This is a genomic window from Hymenobacter taeanensis (assembly GCF_013137895.1).
In the GTDB taxonomy this organism is placed as follows: Bacteria; Bacteroidota; Bacteroidia; order Cytophagales; family Hymenobacteraceae; genus Hymenobacter; species Hymenobacter taeanensis.
In genome coordinates, this window is the sequence record NZ_CP053538.1 from 3,802,444 (window position 1) to 3,825,794 (window position 23,351).

Sequence of the window (23,351 nt, forward strand, 5' to 3'; positions counted from 1 at the left end):
GTTTTAAAACCGCAAACAAAGTTTCGTTTTTGGAAACAATGTTTTGTTTATGGTTATAATGGCTACGGTCAGCGTTGAATCTATAACTAGCTTAAACACAACGGCTGACCTTAAAAAAAAAGATGGTTAGCCATTGTATTTAAAAAACGAATTCTGGTTAATCAGCGGCTTACTCGTAGCGACTGCTACGGGGTGCCGGACCCGGAATCAAGGGCTTGATTTCGGCTAGTGCTTTCCGCTGCTTTACCATCTCACAGGCCATGTAGAGGGCTTCACGGAAGGAAGTGGGATCAGCTTTGTACTGGCCCGCTATACCGTAGGCTGTGCCATGATCAGGCGAGGTGCGAATTACCGGCAAGCCCGCCGTGAAGTTCACGCCGCGCTCAAAGGCAATGGTTTTGAAGGGAATCAGGCCCTGGTCATGATAGAGCGACAGCGTAGCATCGAACTGGCGGAACTGGCGGGTGCCAAAGTAGCCATCGGCCGGGAATGGCCCGTAGGCCAGATGACCTTCCTGCTGAAACTGCTGAAGCACGGGCGTTACTACGTCGGCTTCTTCACTGCCCAGCAGGCCATTTTCGCCGGCGTGCGGGTTGAGGCCCAGCACGGCTACGCGCGGCTTCTCAATGCCAAAATCCTGCTTCAGGGAGTTAATCAGGATGCGCAGTTTAGTGGTAAGCAGCTCCTGCGTGAGGCGAGTAGGCACCTCCTTGAGGGGAATATGGCCCGTGACGGTAGCTACGCGCAGGTCTTCGGTGGCCAGGAGCATGAGGCTTTCGGGGGCCTCGAAGAAAGTGGTCAGAAACTCGGTGTGGCCAGGGTAGCGGAAGTCATCAGCCTGCGTATTCTCTTTGCTGATGGGGGCCGTAACGAGGGCGTCGAGCAATCCGGCTTTCAGGTCGCGGGCGGCGGCGAGCAGACTCTGGCGGGCCGCGGTGCCGCTGGCCTGGGTAGGCTGGCCGGGCGTGAGGTGGAAGTCATCGTCCCAGCAGGTTACGGCGTTGTGCTTGCCGGGGGCAATGTCTGCGGCTTCACGTACCTGCCGGAAGGTAAGGGGCTCCGCCTGCGGGTCAACCGGAAACTCATCAAAGAGTACGGTGGCGGTGCCGTAGACCACGGGCGTACAAAACTTGAGCAGCCGCTGATCAAGGAAAGTTTTGTAGATGATTTCCGGGCCGATGCCGGCCAGGTCGCCGACGGATATACCAATGCGTGGAAGCATTCTAGTGCGTGCTGATGAATGGATAAGCAAATGCGCTGCTGCGTAGGGGAAAGCCGTGGCCTAACCGAGCTAACTACACGGCTAGGCCACGGCTTTTTCCGGCAGGAGTTAGGCTTTACGCTTCAGGAAATCGTAGGTGAGGCGCACGGCAGTGCCGGTACCACCCTTGCCCCGGTACGAGTCGGGGGCGGTGAGGAAGGCCGGGCCAGCAATATCAAAGTGCACCCAAGGGTAGCCTTCAATGAAGCGCTCCAGGAATTTGCCCGCCGATATAGCGCCGGCTTCGGCTTTGCCCAGATTGGTGATATCGGCTACGCTGCTCTTGATATGGTCGGCGTATTCATCCCAGAGCGGAAACTCTACCAGGCGCTCATGCGTGCGGTTGCCGGCTTGCTTAAGTTCCGTCAGCACTTGCTCATCAGCGGTGCCCATGCACACAATGCCCTCTATACCAATGGCGCGGGCGGCGGAGCCCGTTAGCGTGGCGTAGTCCAGCACCAACTCGGGGTCATACTTTTTGGCGAAAGCCAGCGCGTCAGCCAGAATCAGGCGGCCCTCAGCATCGGTATTCAGCACTTCCACGGTCAGGCCGCTGTACATGGTAATGACGTCGCTGGGCGCTAGGGCGGGGCCGCCGGGGCGGTTATCAGTAGCAGGCACGAGGCCAATTACGTGCAGCGGAACCTTGTTTTTGGCCAGGGCCGTAAGCACACCGGTTACTACGGCGGCGCCAGCCATGTCGCACTTCATCAGGTCCATGCTGTTGGGCGTGGGCTTCAGGCTGAGTCCACCGGTATCGAACACCACCCCTTTCCCCACCAGCACGTAGGGCTTGGCGTTAGTGGCACCCTCCGGTTTGTACTCCATGATGGTGAATGTAGGTGGCTCGGGGCTGCCTTGGTTCACGGCCAGTAGGCCACCCATACGCAAGGCCTCAATACGCACAAAATCTAGGATTTCGGTGTTAAAACCAGCCTCTGCGCCCGCAGCTTCTATCTGGTTAGCCAGCTGGGTAGCGTTGAGGTGGCTATAAGGCATATTTACCAGGTTGCGGGCCAGGTATACGCCTTGCAGCACGCCATTCAGCTCCTGTACTTTCTCGGTGCTAAGCTCAGGGCCAACCAGCGTGAGGAGCTGTAGGTCGGGCTGTTTTTTCGACTTCTCGTCTGTTTTGTAGCCTTCAAACTGATAAGCGGTGAGAGCAATTCCTTCGGCAAGTGCCAGAGCGCCGTTCGGCGTCAGGTCGTTGATGAATAGCTCCGGAACCTTATCGGCTTTCAGCTGAGCGTGAAGCTTATGGCCCGCTCGGCGCAGCGACTCGGCCTGCAAGTCGGCGGTTTTCTTCTCCTCCGCCACTACGTAGTAATGGTGGTGGGTGTATTGGTTGACGCAGATCAGCTTTTCGCCCGCGGCAAGCTGGTCGCTGACGTATTGACGAATGGGCTGAGGCAGGTCGGCGGCGGCGCTAATGGGAAGTTCCAGGGTGCCGGCGGGTAAAATAAATACGGTATCCGCAAACGAGGGAAAATCGGCGGAGTAGGCGAGGGATAGGGGCATAAGACGGGTCCGTTAGGCCAGTGGCTGCTCCTGCTTCAGGGGCGGGAGGCGGAGAAACGGCAGCCGCTGGCGTATCTTTGGGCGTGAAGGTAGTCCTTTTGTAGAAGCGAATACAGCTAACCGAGAAGTTCGGTGCGTATTCAAGGTCAGTGATGCTTACCTGAGCCACTGGCTGCATGTGGATTGTATCTTCCCTCGCCCTTACCTGCAGACCATGGATTCCGTTAAAGCCAAAAAACACCTCGGGCAGCACTTTCTGGCTGATCCGAACATTGCTCGCAACATTGTGGAGGCCCTGCGACTGCCCGATGGCGTAACGGAAGTGTTGGAGATTGGGCCCGGCATGGGCGTACTTACTGAAACGCTACTCCAGCACCCGGAGTACCGGACCTCGGTGGTTGAAATTGACCGGGAGTCGGTGGCGTATCTGCAAAAGCATTTTCCGGCTCTGGAAGACCGGATTTATTCCCAGGACTTCCTGAAGATGGATCTGGGCAAGCTGTACGATAATCAGCCCCTGACCATCATCGGCAACTTTCCTTACAACATCAGCAGCCAGATTTACTTCCAGGTGCTGGCTCACCGCCAGCAGGTTCGTGAGTGCGTGGGCATGATTCAAAAGGAGGTAGCCGACCGCCTCGCTGAGGGGCCCGGCACCAAAACCTACGGCATTCTAAGCGTGCTGCTGCAGGCATTTTACACCATTGAGTATCTGTTCACGGTGCCTCCGCACGTCTTCAACCCGCCGCCCAAAGTGCAGTCGGCCGTTATCCGCCTGACGCGCAACAACACGGAGAAGCTGGCCTGCGACGAGAAGCTATTCTTTAAAGTAGTCAAGCAGGCCTTCCAAACCCGCCGCAAAACGCTGCGCAATGCCCTGAAGCCCTTCGGAATGCCCGCTGAAACCACCACAGACCCCATCTTCGATAAGCGAGCCGAGCAGCTAAGCGTGGCTGACTTTGTGGGGTTGACTAATCGAGTAGAGCAGAACAGAGTGGTGGCCTAGCTTTTGCGGTGCTCCCTGTATTCTAACCCATCTCTCCCCTCCACAACCATGTCCCTCTGCCTCGTCATCGACGATATGCACCCGAGCCTGCCCGACTACATGCAGGAAATTGGGGTGCAGCTGCACTACCGTCCTGATCTGAAAGCCGCGGAGGTGCCTGCCGCGCTGGCTGCTCACCCGTATGATGGCCTGATGGTGCGCTCGAAGCTGCGCATCACGGCCGAGTTGCTGGCCTACGGGCCACAGTTGCGCTACGTGTGCCGGGCCGGAGCCGGGGTCGATAATATTGACGAGGAAGCGCTGGCTGCCGCGGGCGTCACGCTGCTGAATGCCCCCGAAGGCAACCGTGATGCGGTGGGTGAGTATACCGTAGGCCTGTTACTGGCGCTGTTTCGCAACATTGTGCGGGCCGATCAGGAAGTGCACGCGGGACAGTGGCGGCGCGAAGCCAACCGAGGCGAGGAAATAGGAGGAAAGACCATTGGACTGGTAGGCTACGGACACATGGGCAAGGCCTTTGCCCGCCGCCTGCAGGCTTTCGACTGCACCGTACTGGCCTACGACCATGACCCGAACTGCGAAGCCAACCACCACGCCACGCTCGTGAGCCTACCGGAGCTACAGGCCCGGGCCGAGGTGCTGAGCCTGCACATTCCGTATTCAGCGGCCAATCATCATTTCGTAAACGAAGATTTCCTGCGGGCTTTCAAAAACCCGCTGTGGCTGCTCAACACGGCCCGCGGCGAAGTACTCGACCACGCAGCGCTGGTACAGGGCCTGCGGGATGGGCAGATTAGGGGAGCGGCCCTGGATGTGTTGGAGAATGAGAAGCTTGGAACCCTAAACCCTGAGCAGCAAGCGCGCTTCGACTATTTGTCTTCAGCGCCTAGTGTACTTCTGTCGCCCCACATCGGTGGCTGGAGTTTCCAGTCGTATCGGCGGATTAATGAGGTGCTGGCCCGGAAGCTAAAAGCATTTTTAGGTGCCCAGGAAGTAGCCTAGGCGTGTGTTCGTTGGTACCTGTTGAACGTCGTGCTTGATCTGGCGTCCGCGGAGCCGAAGCATCTCTACCGCTTTGTTGCTGACTTTCTAGGCTAGTAGATTAGCCAGAGGTAGAGATGCTTCGGCTGCGCGGACGCCAGATCAAGCATGACGTTATGGAGAGTGGCCTGCTATTCTGAACGCTTACCCAGTTTTAGGTAAACATGCCCACCGCATTCTTACTGGGCAGCGCGGTTTTTCCGGTCAAGAACAGATCAACGTTACGGGCGGCTTCGCGGCCCTCCGAAATAGCCCACACCACCAACGACTGACCACGGCGCATGTCGCCGGCTACAAACACGTTGGGTACGCTTGTCTGGTAGGAGCTGTCTGCAGCGCACACGTTGCCGCGCTCATCTACCGTCACGCCTAGTTGCTCCAGCAAGCCCGCGTATTGAGGCGAAGCAAAGCCTACTGCCAGCAGCACTAGCTGGCAGGGGATTTCGCGCTCGGACTCGGCAATTTCTTCGAAGCGCAGGCGGCGGCCCAGTACATCGGTTTCCCAGGTTACGTCGGTGACCAGCAGGGCGCGCACCTGGCCTTGCTCATCACCGAGGAAGGCTTTGGTGTGGATACCCCAGTAGCGGTGGCAGCCTTCTTCGTGGGAGGTGCTAGTGCGGAAGATGGCCGGCTCCTGCGGCCAGGGCGTGTGCGCGGGCCGTTCCGTGCCGGGCTGGTGCATCATGGCAAACTGCGTGACGGAGCGTGCCTGCTGACGGTTGGCCGTGCCCACGCAGTCGGAGCCAGTGTCGCCACTCCCAATTACCACTACGTCCAGGCCAGTCGCTAGCACCTCAGCCTCCGTGAGGGGCAGGCTGCTCACCCGGCGGTTGTGCTGGGTGAGGTATGGCATGGCGAAGTGAATTCCGCTGAGCTCCCGGCCGGGAATAGGCAAGTCGCGCGGCACCGTGGCGCCGCCTGAAAGTACTACCGCATCGAAGGAGTTCTTTAAAACATCAGCCGACAGATCCTTGCCTATCTCGGTATTGCATCGGAATACTACGCCATCTTCCTCCAGCAGCTGAATACGCCGGTCGATTACCCATTTCTCCAGCTTAAAATCGGGCACGCCGTAGCGCAGTAGGCCACCCGGCAGGTCGTCGCGCTCAAACACCGTAACTGAGTGGCCGGCTTTCGTGAGCTGCGCTGCGGCGGCCAGTCCAGCCGGCCCCGAGCCCACCACGGCCACCGTTTTGCCCGACTTCAGGACCGGTGCCGTGGGCTGCACGTAGCCTTTGGAGAAGGCAATTTCAATGATGTGCTTTTCGATTTCCTCAATGGCCACCGGCGCCCGGTTGATGCTCAGCACGCAAGCCGACTCGCAGGGAGCCGGACAAATACGGCCCGTGAACTCGGGAAAGTTGTTTGTGGAGGATAGAATGCGGTAGGCCTCTTCCCAGTCCTGCTGGTACACGGCGTCGTTGAACTCTGGGATGATGTTGCCCAAGGGACAGCCGGAGTGGCAAAACGGAATACCGCAATCCATACAGCGCGCCGCCTGCTTGGTGAGCTGGTCTTCGGAATATAGGCCTACAAACTCGCGGTTGTGCGCCACGCGCTCTTGTGGGGCCGCTTTAGCCGGCAGCTCGCGCTCAAATTCTTTGAATCCGGTGATATGTCCCATGCGTGGTAGTCAATTTCGTGTGGGCATCATGCTGAGCTTGCCGAAGCATCTCGCTTGCTACTATTGTGGTGCTATCTGTCATGCTGAGCGGAGTTAAAGCATCTCTACCGCTTCATTACTGTGCTAGGCCAGTTGGTTAGCCAGCGGGAGAGATGCTTCGGCTGCGCGGACGCCAGATCAAGCAGGACGTTCTGATTTGGTTATTCTAGGCCACTATCGTTCGGCTGGCTCGTATTGGGCGGCTTGCAGCACCTTTTTGTATTCGGAAGGGAAGACCTTCACGAAGCGGCCGGCTTCTTCATTCCAGTTACCTAACAGGTAAGCCGCTAGCTGGCTGCCGGTGAGCTGCTGGTGCTTGCGGAGAAGCGTTTGAATCTGGTCTTCGTCGTCGATATCCAGTGGGTCCAGCTCCACCATTTCGGTGTTGCAGTTGTCGCGGAAGTTGCCTTCGGGGTCGTAAACCCAAGCAATGCCCCCGCTCATACCGGCGGCGAAGTTGCGGCCGGTGTTGCCCAGAATGAGGGCACGGCCACCGGTCATGTACTCGCATCCATGGTCGCCTACGCCTTCCACCACGGCCGTGGCTCCGGAGTTGCGCACCGCGAACCGCTCGCCGGCCTGCCCCCGCACAAACAGCTCACCAGATGTGGCGCCGTATAGAGCTACGTTGCCGATAATGATGTTCTGCTCCGGCACAAACTGGCCGTCAGGAGATGGGTAGATGGCTATCTGGGCGCCCGAGAGGCCCTTGCCCACGTAGTCGTTGGCCTCTCCTTCCAGCCCAAACGAAAGCCCCTTTGCGCTGAAAGCGCCGAAGCTCTGGCCCGCTGAGCCACGGAAGGTATAGTTAATGGTATTGTCGGGGAGGCCGGGCCCGTGGTAGCGCTTGGCTATTTCATTGGAGAGCAGCGTCCCGATGGTGCGGTCAGTGTTGTGCACCTCGAAGGAAGCAAACACCGGAATACGCTCCTCCAGCGCCGGTTGGGCGTGGTGGAGTAGTTGCCAATCCAGAATGTTCGCCAAGCCGTGGTCCTGCTGCTCGCTGTTGTATAAGGTGCCCTTGGAGGGGTTGGCTACGGCTTGTAGCAAGTCAGAGAGGTCGAGGGTGCGGGCTTTCCAGTGCGTGATGCCTTCCCGCACCTTCAGGAACTGCGTGCGGCCTACCATTTCGTTTACCGTCCGGAAGCCTAGCTCAGCCATAATCTCGCGCAATTCTTCGGCCAGAAAGCGGAACAGGTTCACGATGTGCTCCGGCTGGCCCGTGAACAGCTTGCGCAGCTCCGGGTCTTGGGTAGCTACGCCTACCGGGCAGGTATTCAGGTGGCATTTGCGCATCAGAATGCAGCCGCCCGCAATGAGGGCCGCGGTGGCCACGCCCCATTCTTCGGCACCCAGCAGCGCCGCTACGGCTAAGTCGCGGCCGGTTTTAATTTGGCCATCGGCCTGCAGCACTACGCGGCTGCGCAGCTGGTTGCGCACCAGCGTCTGGTGGGCCTCCGAGAGGCCTAGCTCCCAGGGCAGGCCCGCGTGCTTGATGGAGCTCATGGGCGAAGCGCCGGTGCCGCCGTCGTAGCCAGCAATCAGGATAACATCGGCGTGGGCTTTGGCAACGCCGGCGGCAATGGTACCCACGCCGGCTTTGCTCACCAGCTTCACGTTGATGCGGGCGGCGCGGTTGGCGTTTTTCAGGTCAAAGATGAGTTGGGCCAGGTCTTCAATGGAATAGATATCGTGGTGGGGTGGGGGCGAAATGAGGCCTACGCCGGGCGTGGCGTGGCGCACCTTCGCAATCCACTCATCTACCTTGTGGCCAGGGAGCTGGCCGCCCTCGCCAGGCTTGGCGCCCTGGGCCATCTTGATTTGCAGCTCGTCGGCATTGGTTAGGTAGTGGGCCGTAACGCCAAAGCGGGCCGAGGCAATCTGCTTGATGGCTGAGCGCATGGAGTCGCCGTTGGGCAGGTGCTCGTAGCGCATGGGGTCCTCGCCGCCCTCACCGGTGTTGCTCTTGCCCCCAATGCGGTTCATGGCAATGGCCAGGGTGCTGTGCGCCTCGTGCGAAATCGAGCCAAACGACATAGCCCCGGTAGCAAACCGCTTCATGATGCTTTCGGCGGGCTCCACCTCTTCCAGCGCAATGGCCGGGCGGTGATGGGCAAAGTCCAATAGTCCGCGCAGGGTGAACATGCGCTCCGGCTGCTCATTCAGCAGGCGAGCGTAGCGCTGATACACCTCGTAGTTGCCCGTGCGCGTAGCGTGCTGAAGCAAGTGTACCGTTTCGGGGTTGAACATGTGGGCTTCACCGCGGCGTCGCCACTGGTACACACCACCTTCTGGCAGGAGCTGCTGCTCTTCCAGGGTGCTACTCTTAAAGCCCTGAAATTGCTTATACAGCGTTTCGCGGGCAATTTCATCGAGCCCTAGGCCACCAATACGGGTCACGGCTCCGGTGAAGTACTTGTCGACTACCTCCTGGTTGATGCCCAGAATCTCGAACACCTGCGCGCCGTGGTATGACTGCAGTGTGGAGATACCCATCTTGGAGAAGATCTTCAGCAGCCCATCACACACCGCTTTGATGTAGTTTTTGGCGAGCTGCGGATAGTCGTGGGAAGTGTTGAACTGGCCGCCGGCGTGCATGGTCTGCACCGTGGAAAGCGCTAGGTAGGGGTTAATGGCTGTGGCGCCAAAGGCCAGCAAGCAGGCAAAATGGTGTACTTCCCACACGTCGCCGGCTTCTACTACCAGGCCTACGGAGCCACGGTAACCTTTCCGAATGAGGTGGTGGTGCACAGCCGACACCGCCAGCAAAGACGGGATGGGCGCGTGCTTGGAGTCTAGGCCACGGTCCGACAAAATCAGCACCTCAAACCCATCGTTCACGGCATCTTCGGCGTAGCGGCAGAGGCGGTTGAGGCCAGCGGCCATGGAGCCGGGTTTGCCGTCGGCTTTGAAGTAGGAAAGCAGCGTTTTGGCGTTGAACATGCCCGTATCAATGCTGCGCAGCTTTTCCAACTCGTGGTTGGTGAGAATGGGCTGATGCAAGGCTACGCAGTGGCAGTGCATTTTGTCCTCATCGAGGATGTTGCCGTTGTTGCCAATGAACGTGGCCAGGCTCATCACCAGCCGCTCCCGAATGGGGTCGATGGGCGGGTTGGTTACCTGCGCGAAGAACTGCTTGAAGTAGCTGCTCAGGTGCTGGGGCTGGTCGGAAAGCACGGCCAGGGGCACATCTACCCCCATCGAGCCGATGGGCTCCTTGCCTTCCAGCGCCATGGGCGTAATCAGCGTGTCAATATCCTCGCGGGTGTAGCCGAATACCTGATGGTACTTGAACACGGCGTCGGCGGCCAGGTCGGAGAATACCTGGCGGGGCTCAGGCAGCTCCTCCAGCCGGATCTGATACTCATCGAGCCACTGACCGTAGGGCTGCCGGGCGGCAGCCTGTGCCTTTAGCTCCTCATCGGTGATAATCTGGCCGGCCACGGTATCCAGGAGAAGCATTTTGCCGGGCTGCAGGCGGCCTTTCCTCTCCACGATGGAATCGGGGATGGTAAGCACGCCGGTTTCGGAGGCCACCATCACGCGGCCATCATTGGTCACGATGTAGCGTAGGGGCCGCAGACCATTGCGGTCGAGCATGGCCCCCAGCATCTGGCCGTCAGTAAACAGCAGCGCCGCCGGGCCGTCCCAGGGAGCCATAAAGGTGGCGTGGAACTCGTAGAAGGCCTTTTTCAGTGGGTCCATCTGCGTGTTGCCGTCCCAGGCCTCTGGCACCAGCATCATCATCACGTGCGGCAGGGAGCGGCCCGAGTGCAGCAGAATCTCCACAATGTTGTCGAGGCAAGCTGAATCCGACTGGTGGCTGTCGATGACGGGCAGCAGCATGTCCATCTCCTCCGCCGAGAAGTACGGCGACATATAGCTGCGCACCCCGGCGTAAAACCAGTTCAAATTGCCCCGTAGCGTGTTGATCTCGCCGTTGTGGGCCAGCAGCCGGAAGGGCTGGGCCAGGCGCCACGACGGAAACGTATTGGTAGAGAAGCGTGAGTGCACCATCCCAAACGTCGAGGTCACGCGCTCATCCGACAGATCGGGGAAGTAGCCGCGCACCTGATAGGTGGTCAGCTGGCCTTTGTATACAATGACTTTGCAGGAGAGCGAGGTGAAGTAGAAGTCCTCAGCGGCGGCGGGTACTTGCTCCTGCACCAGCTTGGTGATGTAGCGCCGCAGCACGTACAGCTTCCGCTCGAAGTCTTCGGCAGTGGCTAGGTCAGTGGGGCGCGCCACAAACACCTGTTCTATGCCGGGCTCCGCCGCCAGCGCCGTAGGGCCGATGCCCGCCGGGTTAACCGGCACCGGCCGGTAGCCCAGCACCGAGAGGCCAAGCTTATCTCCGGCGGCCTTAATTACGGCCCGACAAGCGGCTTGTGCAGCCGTGTCTTTAGGCAGAAACAGCATGCCCACGCCATAGTAGCCGGGCTCTGGCAGGCGGATGTTGAGCGCGGTGCACTCTTCCAGGAAAAACCAGTGGGGCAATTGCAGCAGCAGACCGGCCCCATCGCCCGAATCGGAGTCGCAGCCACAGGCGCCGCGGTGCTCCATGTTTTCGAGCATGGTCAGAGCATCGGTAATAATCTGGTGCGATTTGCGGCCGTTGAGGTAGGCTATAAACCCAGTACCACAAGCATCATGTTCAAACTCGGGGCGGTAGAGGCCCTGCGGGTTGTCAGGTGTCATCGGAGTGTGGCGTCGTGGTTAAAGAGGAATTCACCTCGGCGTACTAGGCCGAATTAGCAAGATATTTCCCTCCACCAAGCGTCTATACCGCGCCAGGCCAGTTCTACGATTTCTAAGCTGCTATCTATTATTGATTTAAAAAGGTAATTCTTTGGATTTGACTGGTCTAGTGCGGTCGGGCTTGGGGCGGTTGATACAGTGTCAGAAGGAGCCAATAGCTGAGCAAACAGCTGAAATTAACTGCGTGACGGCTACCACATTTGTACGTCATGCTGAGCGGAGTCGAAGCATCTCTATTGTTTCGTTGCAGAGGCCTAGGCCACTTGATTAGCCAGAGGTAGAGATGCTTCGACTGCGGCTGCGCCTCCGCTCAGCATGACGGGCTTGCTATAAAAGAATGGGCTGATTGTAAAGCAAGTGGCCTAGGCTTTCTGGGCGCGGCGGCCTTCCAGGATGCGGAAAAAGGAGCGAGTGTGAATTTCGGCGGTGGTGAGGCCGGTGGCTTTGATTTCCTCTTCCGTAATGGCGCCGCAGTTCAGGGCTTTCAGGAAGAAGTTGAGCAGGCCCTGACCGGTGGCGGCATCGTCGAAAATGTCGCCGGTGAGGGTAGAGATGGCGGCGCGCTCCACGAAGGTTTTCAGGCGATGGACTGCGTCGTCGTAGCTGCTGAGGAAAAAGTTGTAGGTGGCCGCGTACCGCATGGGCAGTTGGGCAGGGTTCAGGTCCCAGCCCTGGTAGAGACCGTTGATGAGCGAGTGGGTGGTATGCTGGAAACCCTGCCGCCAGGCATTATGCACCGATTCGCGGTTCTCGCGGAGCTGCTCATACGAGAGGTTTTCGCCGCGGTGCGGGCCAATGGGCATCACGTTGGTGGCGCCGTCGGAGAGGAAGATGCCGGTGCCGCCCAGCGCTACTTTGGTCATGTGGTGGGCGAAGTCGCAGACGGGGTGAGCCATGGTCTGATACTTGGCCGTGATACCCGCCGAGGCGGTATAGTCGTAGGTGCCGAAGTGAGCCGCTACGCACCGGCCCTCGCTGGCCCTGATGATGCGCATGAGCGGGTTGCGGCCTTCCTCATCCATAATAATCTGGGTGGCCTCTACCATCGTTTCCATTTTCAGGGTGCCGGGCTCCAGGCCATTAGCCTTCTCCAGCAGCTCAAAAAAGCGCACCATGGTAGTCATCTGCTCCGGGATGGTCACTTTGGGCAGCATCACCACGAAATTGTCGGGCAGTTTGCCGCCGGTTTTCTCCAGAAGCGTCGTCAGGAATATGTCCAGTGTGCGGATGCCGCGGGCCTTCATGTCCTCCGTGAATGGCTTGATGCGGATGCCAATAAACGGCGACACGGTGCCTTTTTGCATGCCCAGCGCCAGTTCAGTGGCGGCCTGCACGGCGGTGGCGTCCTCTTCGGCATCAGGCCGGTTGCCAAAGCCATCTTCAAAGTCGATGCGGAAATCCTCCACGGCCTCCGTTTGCAGCTTCCGCACCATCTTGTTGTACACGGAGTAGGCCAGCCAAGCGTGCTCGTGCTTGCGCTCCTCCGCCGACATACCCTCCAGCCGGGCCGTTAGCGCCTTGATATCCTGGGCCAGCGTGGGTAAATGCTCGTGCCCCTTGAGCTGCAGCACCCGGGCCAGCTCCACGAAGTTTGGAGCGTACGTGTGCAGGTTGTTGAGGGCAATATCGCCCATCCGCACGCAGGTGTCGGCCTTAAACAGGTTAGCACCGCCATACACCGTGTGCACGGGCTGGCGGTCGGGCTTGTCGCCGGGATAGGTGTGCTGGAAGCGGCGGTTGGCCTCGCCGAGCTGGTCTAAGAGTTGGGCTTTATCGGAATCCTGGAGGCTGAGCTTCATGCGAGGGAGTGGAGAAGTGGGAGTGGGATGGGCCAATATTAATAAACCCCATCGTGCTTACGTTGCCAAAGTACATGTCCTGCTGAGCGGAGTTGAAACATCTCGCGTGCTGATGTTGAAATGCTAATTCAACGAAGCGGTAGAAATGCTTCGACCCCGCTCAGCAGGACGGCCATGAATGTGTAATTCACGAGCCGCGGTAAGTAGAATACCCAAATGGGTTTAGTAGCAGCGGCACGTGGTAATGCTCGGAAGTAGTAATCGCGAAGACAATCTCCACGAAGGGATAGAACGTCACGACGCCTTGCTGATCGAAGTACTCCTGGGTCAGAAACTTTAGTTTATAGGTGCCCGAAGGCAGGACCTCATCTTTGGGCAGCAGATCACTGATACGGCCGTCGGAGTTGGTAGTGCCGGTGGCTAGTGTCGTCCAGCTTTGGGCCTGTTGGCGGTAAAGGGTGATGGATACGCCCGCGGCGGGCTTGCCCCGCGTGGTATCCAGAATGTGGGTAGTGAGCTGACTCATGCGGCTAAGAGCTTTTCCAGACGAATACGGGTGATTTTATCCTGCTCGGCCCTGGCTATCAGGATTTCCTGCTGCGGTGGGTTTGGCAGGCGGGCCTGCAGTAGAGCCAGCATTTCCTCCGCCGATTTGCCAGTGGCACACACAATGAAAATGTAGCCGAATTTCTGCTCGTAGGCCTCATTGCCGGCGGCCAGTGCTTCCAATACCTGTTGTGGCGCTTCTTTCACGGCACCTTGCTCACCGGCGGCCCAGGCGCTGGTGCTGGCAAACTTCTGCTTCAGAGAGTTGACGTCGCCAATTTTGGGATGGTGCGTGAAGGCCTCGCGCCAGTCAGCTTCCGAGAGGCTGTTCCAGATAGTAGTGGCTTTTTGCAACAGCGCTTCAGCATCAGCCACCGGAAAGATGCCGCGCATGGCTTCCACCCAAGCCGAGGAGCCACAGCATTTCTGCAGGGCATCCGCTAGGCCAGTTGGGGGGAGGTGGTTTAGTTCGGCTATGGTCATTGCTGAGGAGGTTGATAGTGCTGAGGGCTTAGGGTGCTGATGGGGAATGTCTCGTAGTCAAACGACATTTCGGTGGCGCCAACAACTGGCCTGGAGCAGCCTTGGAAAACAACGTTAGCAACGAGCAGGCACCAGTGTAGGGCTCTACCCCGGCAGTAGGTAGCTGATTAAATTACCGTGGGGAAGCGGTTTACGTTCTTGTAGTAGATGTATACCGACGGTTCTTTGCCCATGGTGGTGGCCCACTGCTGGCAGTAGGGGGCCATCCAGATGGCGTCGCCTTTCTTGACCGGGTACCACTCCTGGTCAAGCATATAAATGGCCTGGCCTTGCAGGTAGAGCAGGCCGTGTTCCATGATGTGAGTTTCTACCATGGGTAGGTGCCCACCGGGGTCATAGGTGAAAATGTTCACGGCCATATCGAAGCTCAGGTCATTCGGGAGCAGCTCCTGGATGCGCAGGGCCTCATCGTTCATATAGATGGGGGCCTTGCTGTCGTCTTTCTCCCCAAACAGTACGCCGGGAGTAGCGTAGCTAACCTGCGGCTCATATACCTTATGGAAGGTGAGCAGTTGGGTGCCTTCGGTTGCCTGCTCAAATACGTAGGCCTGCCCAATGGGCACGTACACAAACTGATTGGTGCACAGCGTGCGGGTCTCACCGCCCACTGTGGCGCGCACTTCACCCTCTACTACGTAAAAGAAAATCTGGGAAGCCAGCGTCTGCCCATCCAGGCGCCCCTCTGCTCGCATCGTTACAAGGGTTTGACACAGGCGGGCCCCCATCTGCTCATTGATAATAACGTTGACGGTGCAGTTCGTCCAGCCCGGTACGTTGCTGTTGATGTAGCCATCGGGGGCAATAATGGCGTGGTTGCGCTTTACAACGGAGCGGGTGAGGGCAGATATTTCCATGGAGTGTGGTGATGTAGTTGTCATTCCGGCTCTAGGGAGGAATCTGGGTCAAGTCGTGAGGAGGGTAACCTAGATCCCTCTTTACAGTCGGAATGACAGTTTAATGCGAAGCGATAAGTAATGAAAGAAACCGGTCAGTTACCGGCAGTGTAGCGGCCAGGTCAGCCAGCTCTACCCGCTCCAGCGGGTTGTGGCTGATGCCCTCAAAGCACCGCACAAACAACATGGTAGCGGGTGCCACGGCCGAAATAGGTACGGCGTCGTGGCCCGCGCCGCTGACCAGAGCCACCACTTCATGCCCCGAGTCAGCAATAGCCTGGGCTAGCAAGGTATTCATTCCGGCATCGCAGGCCACTGGGGGCGTGTACTGAATCAGGTGCCAGTGCAGCTCCAGCCCCCGGCGGGCGGCCAGGGCTTCCGTTAGGGCGCGCAGCTCCTCGTAGGCCACCTGCAGGCGGGCTGCATCGGCGCTGCGCAGGTCCAGGCTGCATACCACTTCGCCGGGAATCACGTTGCTGGCCGCATGGCGCACGTCGAGCTTGCCCACGGTGGCTACCAGCTCGTGCTGGTGCTTCCGCCCGAACTCTTCCACCAGCAGCACAAACTCGGCGACGCCGGCCAGCGCATCGCGGCGCATGCCCATGGGTACGGTGCCAGCGTGGCCGGCCATGCCGCACCAGGTAAGCTCTATGCGCTGCTGTCCGGCAATGGCCGTGACCAGCGCTACCGGAATCTGGCGCTCCCACAGCACCGGGCCCTGCTCAATGTGCACTTCAAAGTAGCCCAGCCAGTTGGGGGCCGGAATGGCGTCGGCGGCGAGGTGGCCTAGGTGGCCGCCCATCATGCTAATGGCATCGGCCAGGGTGAGGCCGTTGTCGTCTTGCTTCGCTAACAGGCCCGGATCGAAACTGCCCGCTACCACTTTGCTGCCCAGGTAGGTAGTGTGAAAGCGTACGCCTTCCTCGTCGCTGAAGGCAATGAGCTCAATGTGAAATGGCAGCTCTACTTGTTGCGCAATCAGTTGCTCCAGCATATCCAGACCCAGCAGCACGCCCAGCGGACCGTCGTATTTGCCGGCATTCACCACCGTATCAATGTGCGAGGCCAGCACGAAGGTTTTGGCGTTGGGGTTGTGGCTCACCAGCCGCCCGCGCACGTTGCCGATGTTGTCGAGGCGGGTTTCCAGACCGCTATTTTCCATCCAGGAGCGCACCAGGGCGCTGCCCGCCAGAAAGGCCGGTGTGCCGAAGGTGCGCGTAACCCCTTCAGTATCTTCGCTGATGGCGGCCAGTTCTTCAATGCGCCGCATGATGCGGGCGGCACGTGTAGTGTAGTGTTCCACCCAGTTAGCGGGTTAAAAGTTGGCCTTGATTCAGCTGCAGAAACTCCGGGCGCTGGTACACGAGCCGGCCCGCCAGAAAGGTTTGCTCCACCACGCCGCGCAGCTCCAGCCCCACGTACGGCGACACCTTGTGGCGGTGGTGTAGGCCACTCTCCGTCACGCGGAAGGTGTTTTCGGCGTCCAGCACCAGCAAGTCAGCATCATACCCTTTGGCAATTCTGCCCTTGCGGTGGCCTAGGCCTATCAGCTGAGCCGGGTTGGTGCTCAGCCAGCGCACGAGGTCGGGGAGGGTGGCGCCGCGCCGCTGGGCAGCCGTCCAGAGCACGGGCAAGGCCAGCTGCAGCGAGGCAATGCCGCCCCAGGCGGTGGTGAAGTCGCCGGAAGCAATCTGCTTGAGGACGGGGGGGGCGGGGGAGTGGTCAGTGGCAACAAAATCGATGATGCCGGCTTGCAGGGCCTGCCAGAGCCGCTCGTTGTTGGCCCGCTCCCGGATCGGCGGCGCGCATTTAAACTGGGTCTGGCCATCGGCAATATCTTCGGCGGCAAAGTGCAGGTAGTGCTGTCCGGTTTCTACTGTAAGAGGAAGCCCCCGCCGCTTGGCCGCGGCAATCTGCGGAAGTGAATCGGCCGAAGACAGGTGCACGATGTGGGTGCGGCAGCCGGTTTCCTCGCACAGCCTAATCATGAGCGCTACGGCCTTGTCTTCCCAGCTTTTAGGCCTGGAGGCCAGGTAATTGGCGTAAGAGCGTTTGTCGTGCTGCTTCCAGGCATCGTCATTGGTAGTCAGCTCACAATGCACCAGCAGGGGCAGGCCGTGGCGGGCCAGAATGGGCATGGCCTGACGCAAATCGGCCTCGGTAGCATTCGGAAAATCATCAATGCCGGAATGCGTCAGGAAGGCCTTGAACCCCATTATCCCGCGCGCAATGAGGCCTTCTATCTCACTTCTATTGCCGGGAATGATACCACCCCAGAACCCACAGTTGGTGTGCAGCTGGCTTTCCGTAGCCCGCAGCTTCTGCTCGAAGTTAGCTACGGTGGTGGTAACGGGGGCCGAGTTTAAGGGCATGTCTACCAGCGTGGTAACTCCCCCCGACAACGCCGCCCGGGTAGCCGTATCGAAGCCTTCCCACTCGGTGCGGCCGGGCTCATTGATGTGCACGTGAGGGTCAATTACGCCAGGCAGCACGGCTCGGTCGCCCACTTCCAGAACCGGGCACGCAACGGCAGTATCGGCAGGTACCACGTCGGCGATGCGCCCATCTTGCACCAGGAGCAGGCCGTTATAGTTGCTTTTGTCAATTATGATATTCTTACTTTTTATCGCTAAATCGAGCATTTGCCGCCGGTATTTTCTGCCAAATTCAATATCTTTCACAAAAAAACAAGCGAGATAGTATGAAATTAGGAATCAATGCGTACGGCAAAAATGCAGTTAATCTATCCAAAATTATCCGACATGCCGACCATCACGAATTTCGGCAAGTGTCGGTGAGCGTGCTGCTAACCGGCGACTTTGATACGGCCCATACCCACGGCGACAACTCTCAGATTCTGCCTACCGATACCCAGAAAAATACGGTGTATGTGCTGGCCAAAGAGCACTTCACGGGCAGCATTGAAGAGTTCGGGCTGTACTTGGCGCATTACTTCGTGACCCGTAACCCCCAGATCAGTAAGGCGCGCATTGCCATTGAGGAGCACAGCTGGCAGCGCATGAGCTTCAATGGGCAGCCGCACACCCACGCCTTCACGGGCGGCAGCACCGAAAAGCGCACCACGGTAGTTACCCAGGATGCTGATGGTCCGGTGGTGGTATCGGGCCTCAAAGACCTGCTGCTGCTCAAAACCACAGATTCCGGCTTCGAAAACTTCCTCAAGGATGAATACACGGTGCTGCAGGAAACTGCGGACCGGATACTGGCGACCCAATGCGAAGCCAGCTGGGAATACACGGCCACTGCCCTGGATTTTGAGGCTCTGTACCAGCAAATCCGGACCTCCCTGCTTCGCACTTTCTCGGAGCACAAAAGCCTCTCCCTGCAGCACACTCTATACGCTATAGGCGAGAAGATTCTGCAGGAGCATGAGGTAGTGAAAGACGTTAGTATGATCATGCCTAACAAGCACCATATTCCCTTCAATCTGGAGCAGTTTGGGCTGGAGAACAAGAATGAAATCTTCGTGGCCACCGATGCCCCCTTCGGCTACATTACGGGCACCGTAGTGCGCGACTAGCAAGGTGGCCTGGCCTGAAGCAATGCCGCGGCAGATGCCCCTTGCTCAAGCGCTTACTTGCCTAGGCCAGTCGCTGATTAGGCATGGCGCCAGTGACTACGGTGAGCAGCATGAAAACCGTAATTCTCAGTAAAAAGCCAGGAAAAGAAGGGCCTCTCACCTTGTGTAGCCCAAGTAAGCACTAGACAAATCCAACCACGTTTCGTATATTTGCCTAAACCTGTTCGGGGAGAACGGCCAGCCATGCTGGCCGTTCTCCTTGTTTTTTGAGCTTACCATCACCCCACCATGTCTACTATCAACTACTACACTCCGGAAGGTCTTCAGAAGCTGAAGGATGAGCTGCAGGACCTCAAAATCCGCGGCCGCGCCAAGGCTGCCGAGGATCTGCGCGAAGCCCGCGACAAAGGCGACCTGAGCGAAAATGCGGAGTACGACGCGGCCAAGGAAGCGCAGGGTTTGCTGGAACTCAAGATTTCCAAGCTGGAAGAAATCGTGGGCAATGCCCGCATCCTCGACGAAACGAACCTGGACCTCACCAAGGTGCTCATTATGAGCAAGGTGAAGCTGAAGAACCTGAAGAATAACATGGTCCTCGACTACACCCTCGTAGCCGAAGAGGAGGCCAACCTGGCTGCCGGTAAAATCTCAGTGAAGTCGCCAATCGGCAAGGGCCTGCTGGGCCTATCGGCCGGCGATACGGCCGAAATCACGGTGCCTGCGGGCAAGCTGCAGTTCCAGATTCTGGAAATCAGCCGGTAACGGTGAAGTTGCAAAGTGGTGAAATGGTGAGTTAACCGTTCCACTGACTTGTAGTACGCAAAAGGGCGAAGCCACCGGCTTCGCCCTTTTGCGTTTTGCCTCGTACTTTGGAGCGCTGGCTTTCCCTCCGTCAGGCCAGTTACTGGCGTACTTCAGCGTAAGCTGGTGGCCTAGCTAAGCGAAGCTCACCCTTTCACCACTTCACAAATTCACCTTATGCCTTCTATTTTCTCCCGTATAGTTTCCGGCGAGCTGCCCGCCTTTAAAGTGGCCGAGGACGAGCACCATTTGGCTTTCCTGGACATTACGCCATTGGTAGAGGGCCATACGCTGGTAATTCCAAAGAAGGAAGTAGATTACATTTTTGATCTTCCCCCCGCCGAGCTGGCCGCGCTGCACCAGTTTGCCCAGCGGGTGGCCAAAGGCGTGAAGGCCGCCGTAACGTGCCGGCGCATTGGGGTGGCCGTGATAGGCCTGGAGGTGCCGCACGCGCACATCCACCTCATTCCGATGAATAATGTGTCGGACATGAACTTCGCCAACCCCAAGATTAAGGTGGCCGAAGCGCGCATGAAAGAACTGGCCGCCGCTATTAGCGCCCAGGTGCCCGGCGGCGCAACGGAGGCGCCTATTGCGGCGCTGGATACCAAAGGTGGCCGCGAAACGCAGGAAGCTAACAAGCCAGCTGCCACCGCAGCAACCACCCAGGACCAAGGAGCAGCTCTAGGCCAGTTGCAGCAAATGACCAAGGGCCTGTATTTTATGAGTGAGGCAGATGCGCCGCTGGAGGCCGTGAGCTTTCCCGCGCCTGACGGTAACCTGACGGATGAGGCGCTGGCCAACTTAGCCGGGCAACCCGCAGATACAAAAGTTGAAAAGCAGGAACTGACCTACTTCCTGCGCAACCACACCGCCGACAACGGCGTGCTCGGCGACCCGGCGTTGGCAAACCGCTTCAAGGCGCTCCAAATGTTTCTGAAGCAGGAGCTGGAAGACGTGCAGGTATACCGCTTCGGCAGCGGCCCGCAGGTACCCGTGCTGGCCTTGGGCAAAACCGAGGATGGCCAGCTGGCAGGTTTCAAAACCGTGCTGACGGAAACCTAGGCCATGCAGTGCGTTTTAGTGCCATCAAACAGCAGCGCCAGACTTGTCTGGTGCTGCTGTTTGATGGCACTAAATGACTAGGTAGCAGCGGGTGCGGCCGTATTCTCGTCGGCGGCGGGGTCAGTGTGGGGTAGGGTATGGGTGCGTTTGGCCTTGAGTTTGGGGTGCAGGCGGTTTTCGCGTTCAAACACCTGCATTAGTACAATGAAGTAGGAGAGCAGCAGGGGGCCTAGCACAAGGCCTAGAATGCCGAATATTTCCACGCCCAGCACTACGCCGGCCAGAGTAATGAGGGGGTGGATATTGCCGATGCGCCTGGCCAGCACAATGCGCAGGAGATTGTCAATATTCATGATAACTACCAGGCCCACAATGAGGATGCCCACACCCTGGCCCGTGTGCCCCTGGGTGAGCTTGATAATGGCTGCCGGTCCCCAAACCAGGGGCGTACCAAGCACGGGAATAAAGGCCATGAAAAAAGCCACTACGCCCCAAAACAGCGCATCGGGAACCTGAAAAAACCAGAGGGCCAAGCCGGTGAGGGTGGCCTGCACCAGTGAAATAAGCGCCTGCCCCAGCACATTGGCATTCACCGTGTTTCTCAGCGACTCGCCTAGCTCATGCAGGGTATTGGTGCGGAACGGCAGGTAGCGCCGCAGCCCGCGCAGGAAACCCGCTTCCTGCGTGAACATGAAGTACAGGGTAAACAGCATCAGGCCAATAACTACGGTAAAATGCAGGAGGCCACTGGCCAGCGAAGGAAGCCGCTGACTGATCCAGCTTACGCTCTGCTGCAACAACGACCGCACATTGGGCTCAGTGGAGAACCGGTAGCCGGTTTTTTGCTCAATGGTGTGCAGAACGGCCATGATCTGGCTGGTGTCCTGCCCGTAGTGCCGAATGCGGTCTACGAGCATCAGGCTGAGCGCCGAGAAGGGGAGGATGATAACTACAAAAGCAAAAACGAGCAGCCCGATAGATACTACCTGGCGGTTCCAGCGGCGGCGGTGCACAAGGGCATTGAACCACGGCCGAAACACCACAAACAGAATGCCCGCGCCCAGGAAAGCAGTAGTATAGCTCCCTAAGCCAAGCAGAATAAGCGTAGCCAGTGCCACCAAACACACAATCAGGAGAACATACTGCTGACGCGGGGTGTAGATGTTGTCGGGGGGAGCAGCGGGCATGGCGAGAAATACTAAGTGAAGCGGTAAAAATACAGATTATATAGGGTGTATTCTATATAAAACCCACCCTATTCCACCCCAGCGCGGCGGGCCAGCGTTGCCACCGCCAGGCCCATAAGGGCAATGAGGGCGAAGGACACACGCAGACTGGTGATACCCGCTACCAGGCCAATAAGGGGTGGCCCCAGTAAAAAGCCCGCAAACCCCACCGTAGATACGGCCGCCAGCGCCACTCCCGGCGACATGGTTTTGGAGCGGCCCGCCGCGCCGTATACCAGCGGCACCACCGACGATACGCCTAAGCCCACCAGCATGAAACCAATGGTAGCCGGAACCACGCTCGGAAAAAGCACTGCCATGCCCAGGCCCAGCGCCTCCAGCAACCCACTCAGCATGAGGGTGCGCTGGCGCCCGAAACGGTCAGTAAACCAGTCGGCAATGAAGCGGCCGGCAGCCATGGTGCTCATAAAGGCCGCAAAGCCTACTCCAATCAGGTCTTGGTTGGCGTGCAGCACTTTACCAAAGTATACCCCGCTCCAGTCGAACATGGTGCCTTCGCAGAGTAAGGAGCAAAACGCCAGCAGGCCTAGCAGCAGCAAAGACTTATCGGGCAGTACGAAAATAGGGGCATCGGCTGGGCGGGGCGCATCAGCGGGCAGCAGGTAGGGGCGAACCAGCAGCAGCCCCCCAACTACCACACCCGCAATAAGCAAAAAGTGGTGCAATGGGGCCACGGCGTGCGCAATCATGAGCGTGCCAATAGCCGCGCCCGCAAAACCCGCAAGGCTCCAGAGACCATGAAAGCTGGCCATGATGGACTTGCCATATACCGCCTCTACTCCCACGGCCTGGGTATTTATGCTGATGTTGGCCATGTTGCTGGCCAGGCCAAACAGCACAAGTGCCACCAGCAGAAGCGGGGTGGAGTGGGCTAAACCCAGCATGGGCAGAAAAGCCGCGTACAAAAACAGGCCCAGCACCGTGAGCAGGCGGCTCCCGTGGCGGGCCACCAGCCACCCGGAAAGCGGCAGCGAAGCCAACGACCCAAACGGAACGGCCAGCAGTACCCCGCCCAGTTCGGCGTCGGAGAGGCCTAGCTGTTGCTGCACCGTTGGGATGCGGGCCGCCCAGGTTGAGAAGCACAAGCCCTGCAGGAAAAAAGCCGCCGCCACCGCCAAACGGTACGTACGGCGCGGGCGGAGTAAGTCGGGGCCAGAAGAATACGTGAGCATAGCAGAAGCCGGCAGCGAAGTTGAGTAGGCAAAAAAAGACCCATCTGAGCCCGGGAATGAGCGAGATGGGTGGGAGTAACAAGGGAACCTGAACTGCGGTGGGGACGCAGAGGCAAAGATCAGCAAAAACAACCGGAAACGCTTAAGAGACAATACAAGGGGCGAGGTACACGGGCAAACAGGCCGAAAGGTAACATAAGCTGCAGACGAAGGTCAGAAAGCAGGAATGACTTTGCGGAATAAAATTATTGAGCCAGATAAGCTTGCCTCATGGTTTCTGAAGCTGTTTAAGAGGTGCACGTTGACGGTAGCCGAAAACAGGTGATTAGAAGAAGGTTAACACGTTATGCTTCAGCAAGCGGACGCCAGATCAAGCATGACGGTCTGCTACAGACTGCCCACATGCCCCCGGCAACCTGCGGTTCTGTCCTGCTCAACACGAAGGGTGCGCGTAATCAGGGAAAGATGTTGCACCTGCATCCCTTTTCTCGTGAGCC

General features: G+C 58.5%; 17 protein-coding genes. 5 read left to right on the top strand and 12 right to left on the bottom strand.

Annotated elements, in window-relative coordinates:
* Positions 1–169 precede the first annotated feature (169 nt).
* Positions 170–1,222 carry a 4-hydroxythreonine-4-phosphate dehydrogenase PdxA gene (pdxA, locus tag HMJ29_RS15910; protein WP_171592411.1) on the bottom strand — a complete coding sequence of 351 codons (1,053 nt, stop codon included), beginning with the start codon at positions 1,220–1,222 and terminating at the stop codon, positions 170–172.
* Between the two features lie 108 nt (positions 1,223–1,330).
* The gene (locus HMJ29_RS15915) at positions 1,331–2,779 is read right to left on the bottom strand and encodes a leucyl aminopeptidase family protein (RefSeq protein ID WP_171592412.1); all 1,449 of its coding nucleotides are present in this window, start codon (positions 2,777–2,779) and stop codon (positions 1,331–1,333) included.
* Positions 2,780–2,993: 214 nt separating this feature from the next.
* Here HMJ29_RS15915 and rsmA point away from each other — a divergent pair, with 214 nt between their 5' ends.
* Together rsmA and HMJ29_RS15925 are read left to right on the top strand one after the other, a co-directional pair.
* A complete protein-coding gene (gene rsmA, locus HMJ29_RS15920) occupies positions 2,994–3,785 on the top strand; it encodes a 16S rRNA (adenine(1518)-N(6)/adenine(1519)-N(6))-dimethyltransferase RsmA (RefSeq protein ID WP_171592413.1) in 792 nt (263 codons plus the stop codon).
* Between the two features lie 48 nt (positions 3,786–3,833).
* Positions 3,834–4,787, top strand: a complete 954-nt coding sequence (locus tag HMJ29_RS15925; RefSeq protein WP_171592414.1) for an NAD(P)-dependent oxidoreductase — start codon at positions 3,834–3,836, stop codon at positions 4,785–4,787.
* Positions 4,788–4,980: 193 nt separating this feature from the next.
* On the opposite strand, the gene HMJ29_RS15930 is transcribed toward HMJ29_RS15925, so the two are convergent.
* The 8 genes from HMJ29_RS15930 to allB all read right to left on the bottom strand — a co-directional run bounded on the left by HMJ29_RS15930 (position 4,981) and on the right by allB (position 17,670).
* On the bottom strand, positions 4,981–6,450 hold the full coding sequence (locus HMJ29_RS15930) for a glutamate synthase subunit beta (RefSeq protein ID WP_171592415.1): 1,470 nt from the start codon (positions 6,448–6,450) through the stop codon (positions 4,981–4,983).
* Between the two features lie 213 nt (positions 6,451–6,663).
* The gene (gltB, locus tag HMJ29_RS15935) at positions 6,664–11,187 is read right to left on the bottom strand and encodes a glutamate synthase large subunit (RefSeq protein WP_171592416.1); all 4,524 of its coding nucleotides are present in this window, start codon (positions 11,185–11,187) and stop codon (positions 6,664–6,666) included.
* A gap of 422 nt (positions 11,188–11,609) precedes the next feature.
* Positions 11,610–13,046 carry a DUF6986 family protein gene (locus HMJ29_RS15940; RefSeq protein WP_171592417.1) on the bottom strand — a complete coding sequence of 479 codons (1,437 nt, stop codon included), beginning with the start codon at positions 13,044–13,046 and terminating at the stop codon, positions 11,610–11,612.
* 187 nt (positions 13,047–13,233) lie between these two features.
* Positions 13,234–13,572 carry a hydroxyisourate hydrolase gene (uraH, locus tag HMJ29_RS15945; RefSeq protein WP_171592418.1) on the bottom strand — a complete coding sequence of 113 codons (339 nt, stop codon included), beginning with the start codon at positions 13,570–13,572 and terminating at the stop codon, positions 13,234–13,236.
* On the bottom strand, positions 13,569–14,075 hold the full coding sequence (gene uraD / locus HMJ29_RS15950; protein ID WP_171592419.1) for a 2-oxo-4-hydroxy-4-carboxy-5-ureidoimidazoline decarboxylase: 507 nt from the start codon (positions 14,073–14,075) through the stop codon (positions 13,569–13,571). Before uraD ends, uraH begins: the two co-directional genes overlap by 4 nt.
* Before the next feature lie 167 nt (positions 14,076–14,242).
* Positions 14,243–14,989, bottom strand: a complete 747-nt coding sequence (gene allE / locus HMJ29_RS15955) for a (S)-ureidoglycine aminohydrolase (RefSeq protein WP_171592420.1) — start codon at positions 14,987–14,989, stop codon at positions 14,243–14,245.
* Positions 14,990–15,089: 100 nt separating this feature from the next.
* The gene (locus HMJ29_RS15960; protein WP_244679156.1) at positions 15,090–16,331 is read right to left on the bottom strand and encodes a Zn-dependent hydrolase; all 1,242 of its coding nucleotides are present in this window, start codon (positions 16,329–16,331) and stop codon (positions 15,090–15,092) included.
* A gap of 4 nt (positions 16,332–16,335) precedes the next feature.
* Complete coding sequence (gene allB, locus HMJ29_RS15965; protein ID WP_171592421.1) at positions 16,336–17,670, bottom strand: allantoinase AllB; 1,335 nt, start codon at positions 17,668–17,670, stop codon at positions 16,336–16,338.
* 59 nt (positions 17,671–17,729) lie between these two features.
* Between allB and pucL the strand changes: the two genes are divergently transcribed.
* The 3 genes from pucL (at position 17,730) to HMJ29_RS20720 (ending at position 20,435) form a co-directional block, all read left to right on the top strand.
* On the top strand, positions 17,730–18,569 hold the full coding sequence (gene pucL / locus HMJ29_RS15970; RefSeq protein WP_171592422.1) for a factor-independent urate hydroxylase: 840 nt from the start codon (positions 17,730–17,732) through the stop codon (positions 18,567–18,569).
* Positions 18,570–18,857: 288 nt separating this feature from the next.
* On the top strand, positions 18,858–19,331 hold the full coding sequence (greA, locus tag HMJ29_RS15975) for a transcription elongation factor GreA (RefSeq protein ID WP_171592423.1): 474 nt from the start codon (positions 18,858–18,860) through the stop codon (positions 19,329–19,331).
* A 216-nt stretch (positions 19,332–19,547) separates the two neighbouring features.
* Positions 19,548–20,435: a nuclease A inhibitor family protein gene (locus tag HMJ29_RS20720; protein ID WP_171592424.1), complete on the top strand. Its 888-nt coding sequence runs from the start codon at positions 19,548–19,550 to the stop codon at positions 20,433–20,435.
* Positions 20,436–20,512: 77 nt separating this feature from the next.
* Here HMJ29_RS20720 and HMJ29_RS15985 read toward each other — a convergent pair whose 3' ends face one another.
* Together HMJ29_RS15985 and HMJ29_RS15990 are read right to left on the bottom strand one after the other, a co-directional pair.
* Positions 20,513–21,622 carry an AI-2E family transporter gene (locus HMJ29_RS15985; RefSeq protein WP_171592425.1) on the bottom strand — a complete coding sequence of 370 codons (1,110 nt, stop codon included), beginning with the start codon at positions 21,620–21,622 and terminating at the stop codon, positions 20,513–20,515.
* Between the two features lie 68 nt (positions 21,623–21,690).
* The gene (locus HMJ29_RS15990) at positions 21,691–22,854 is read right to left on the bottom strand and encodes an MFS transporter (protein WP_171592426.1); all 1,164 of its coding nucleotides are present in this window, start codon (positions 22,852–22,854) and stop codon (positions 21,691–21,693) included.
* Between the last annotated feature and the right edge of the window lie 497 nt (positions 22,855–23,351).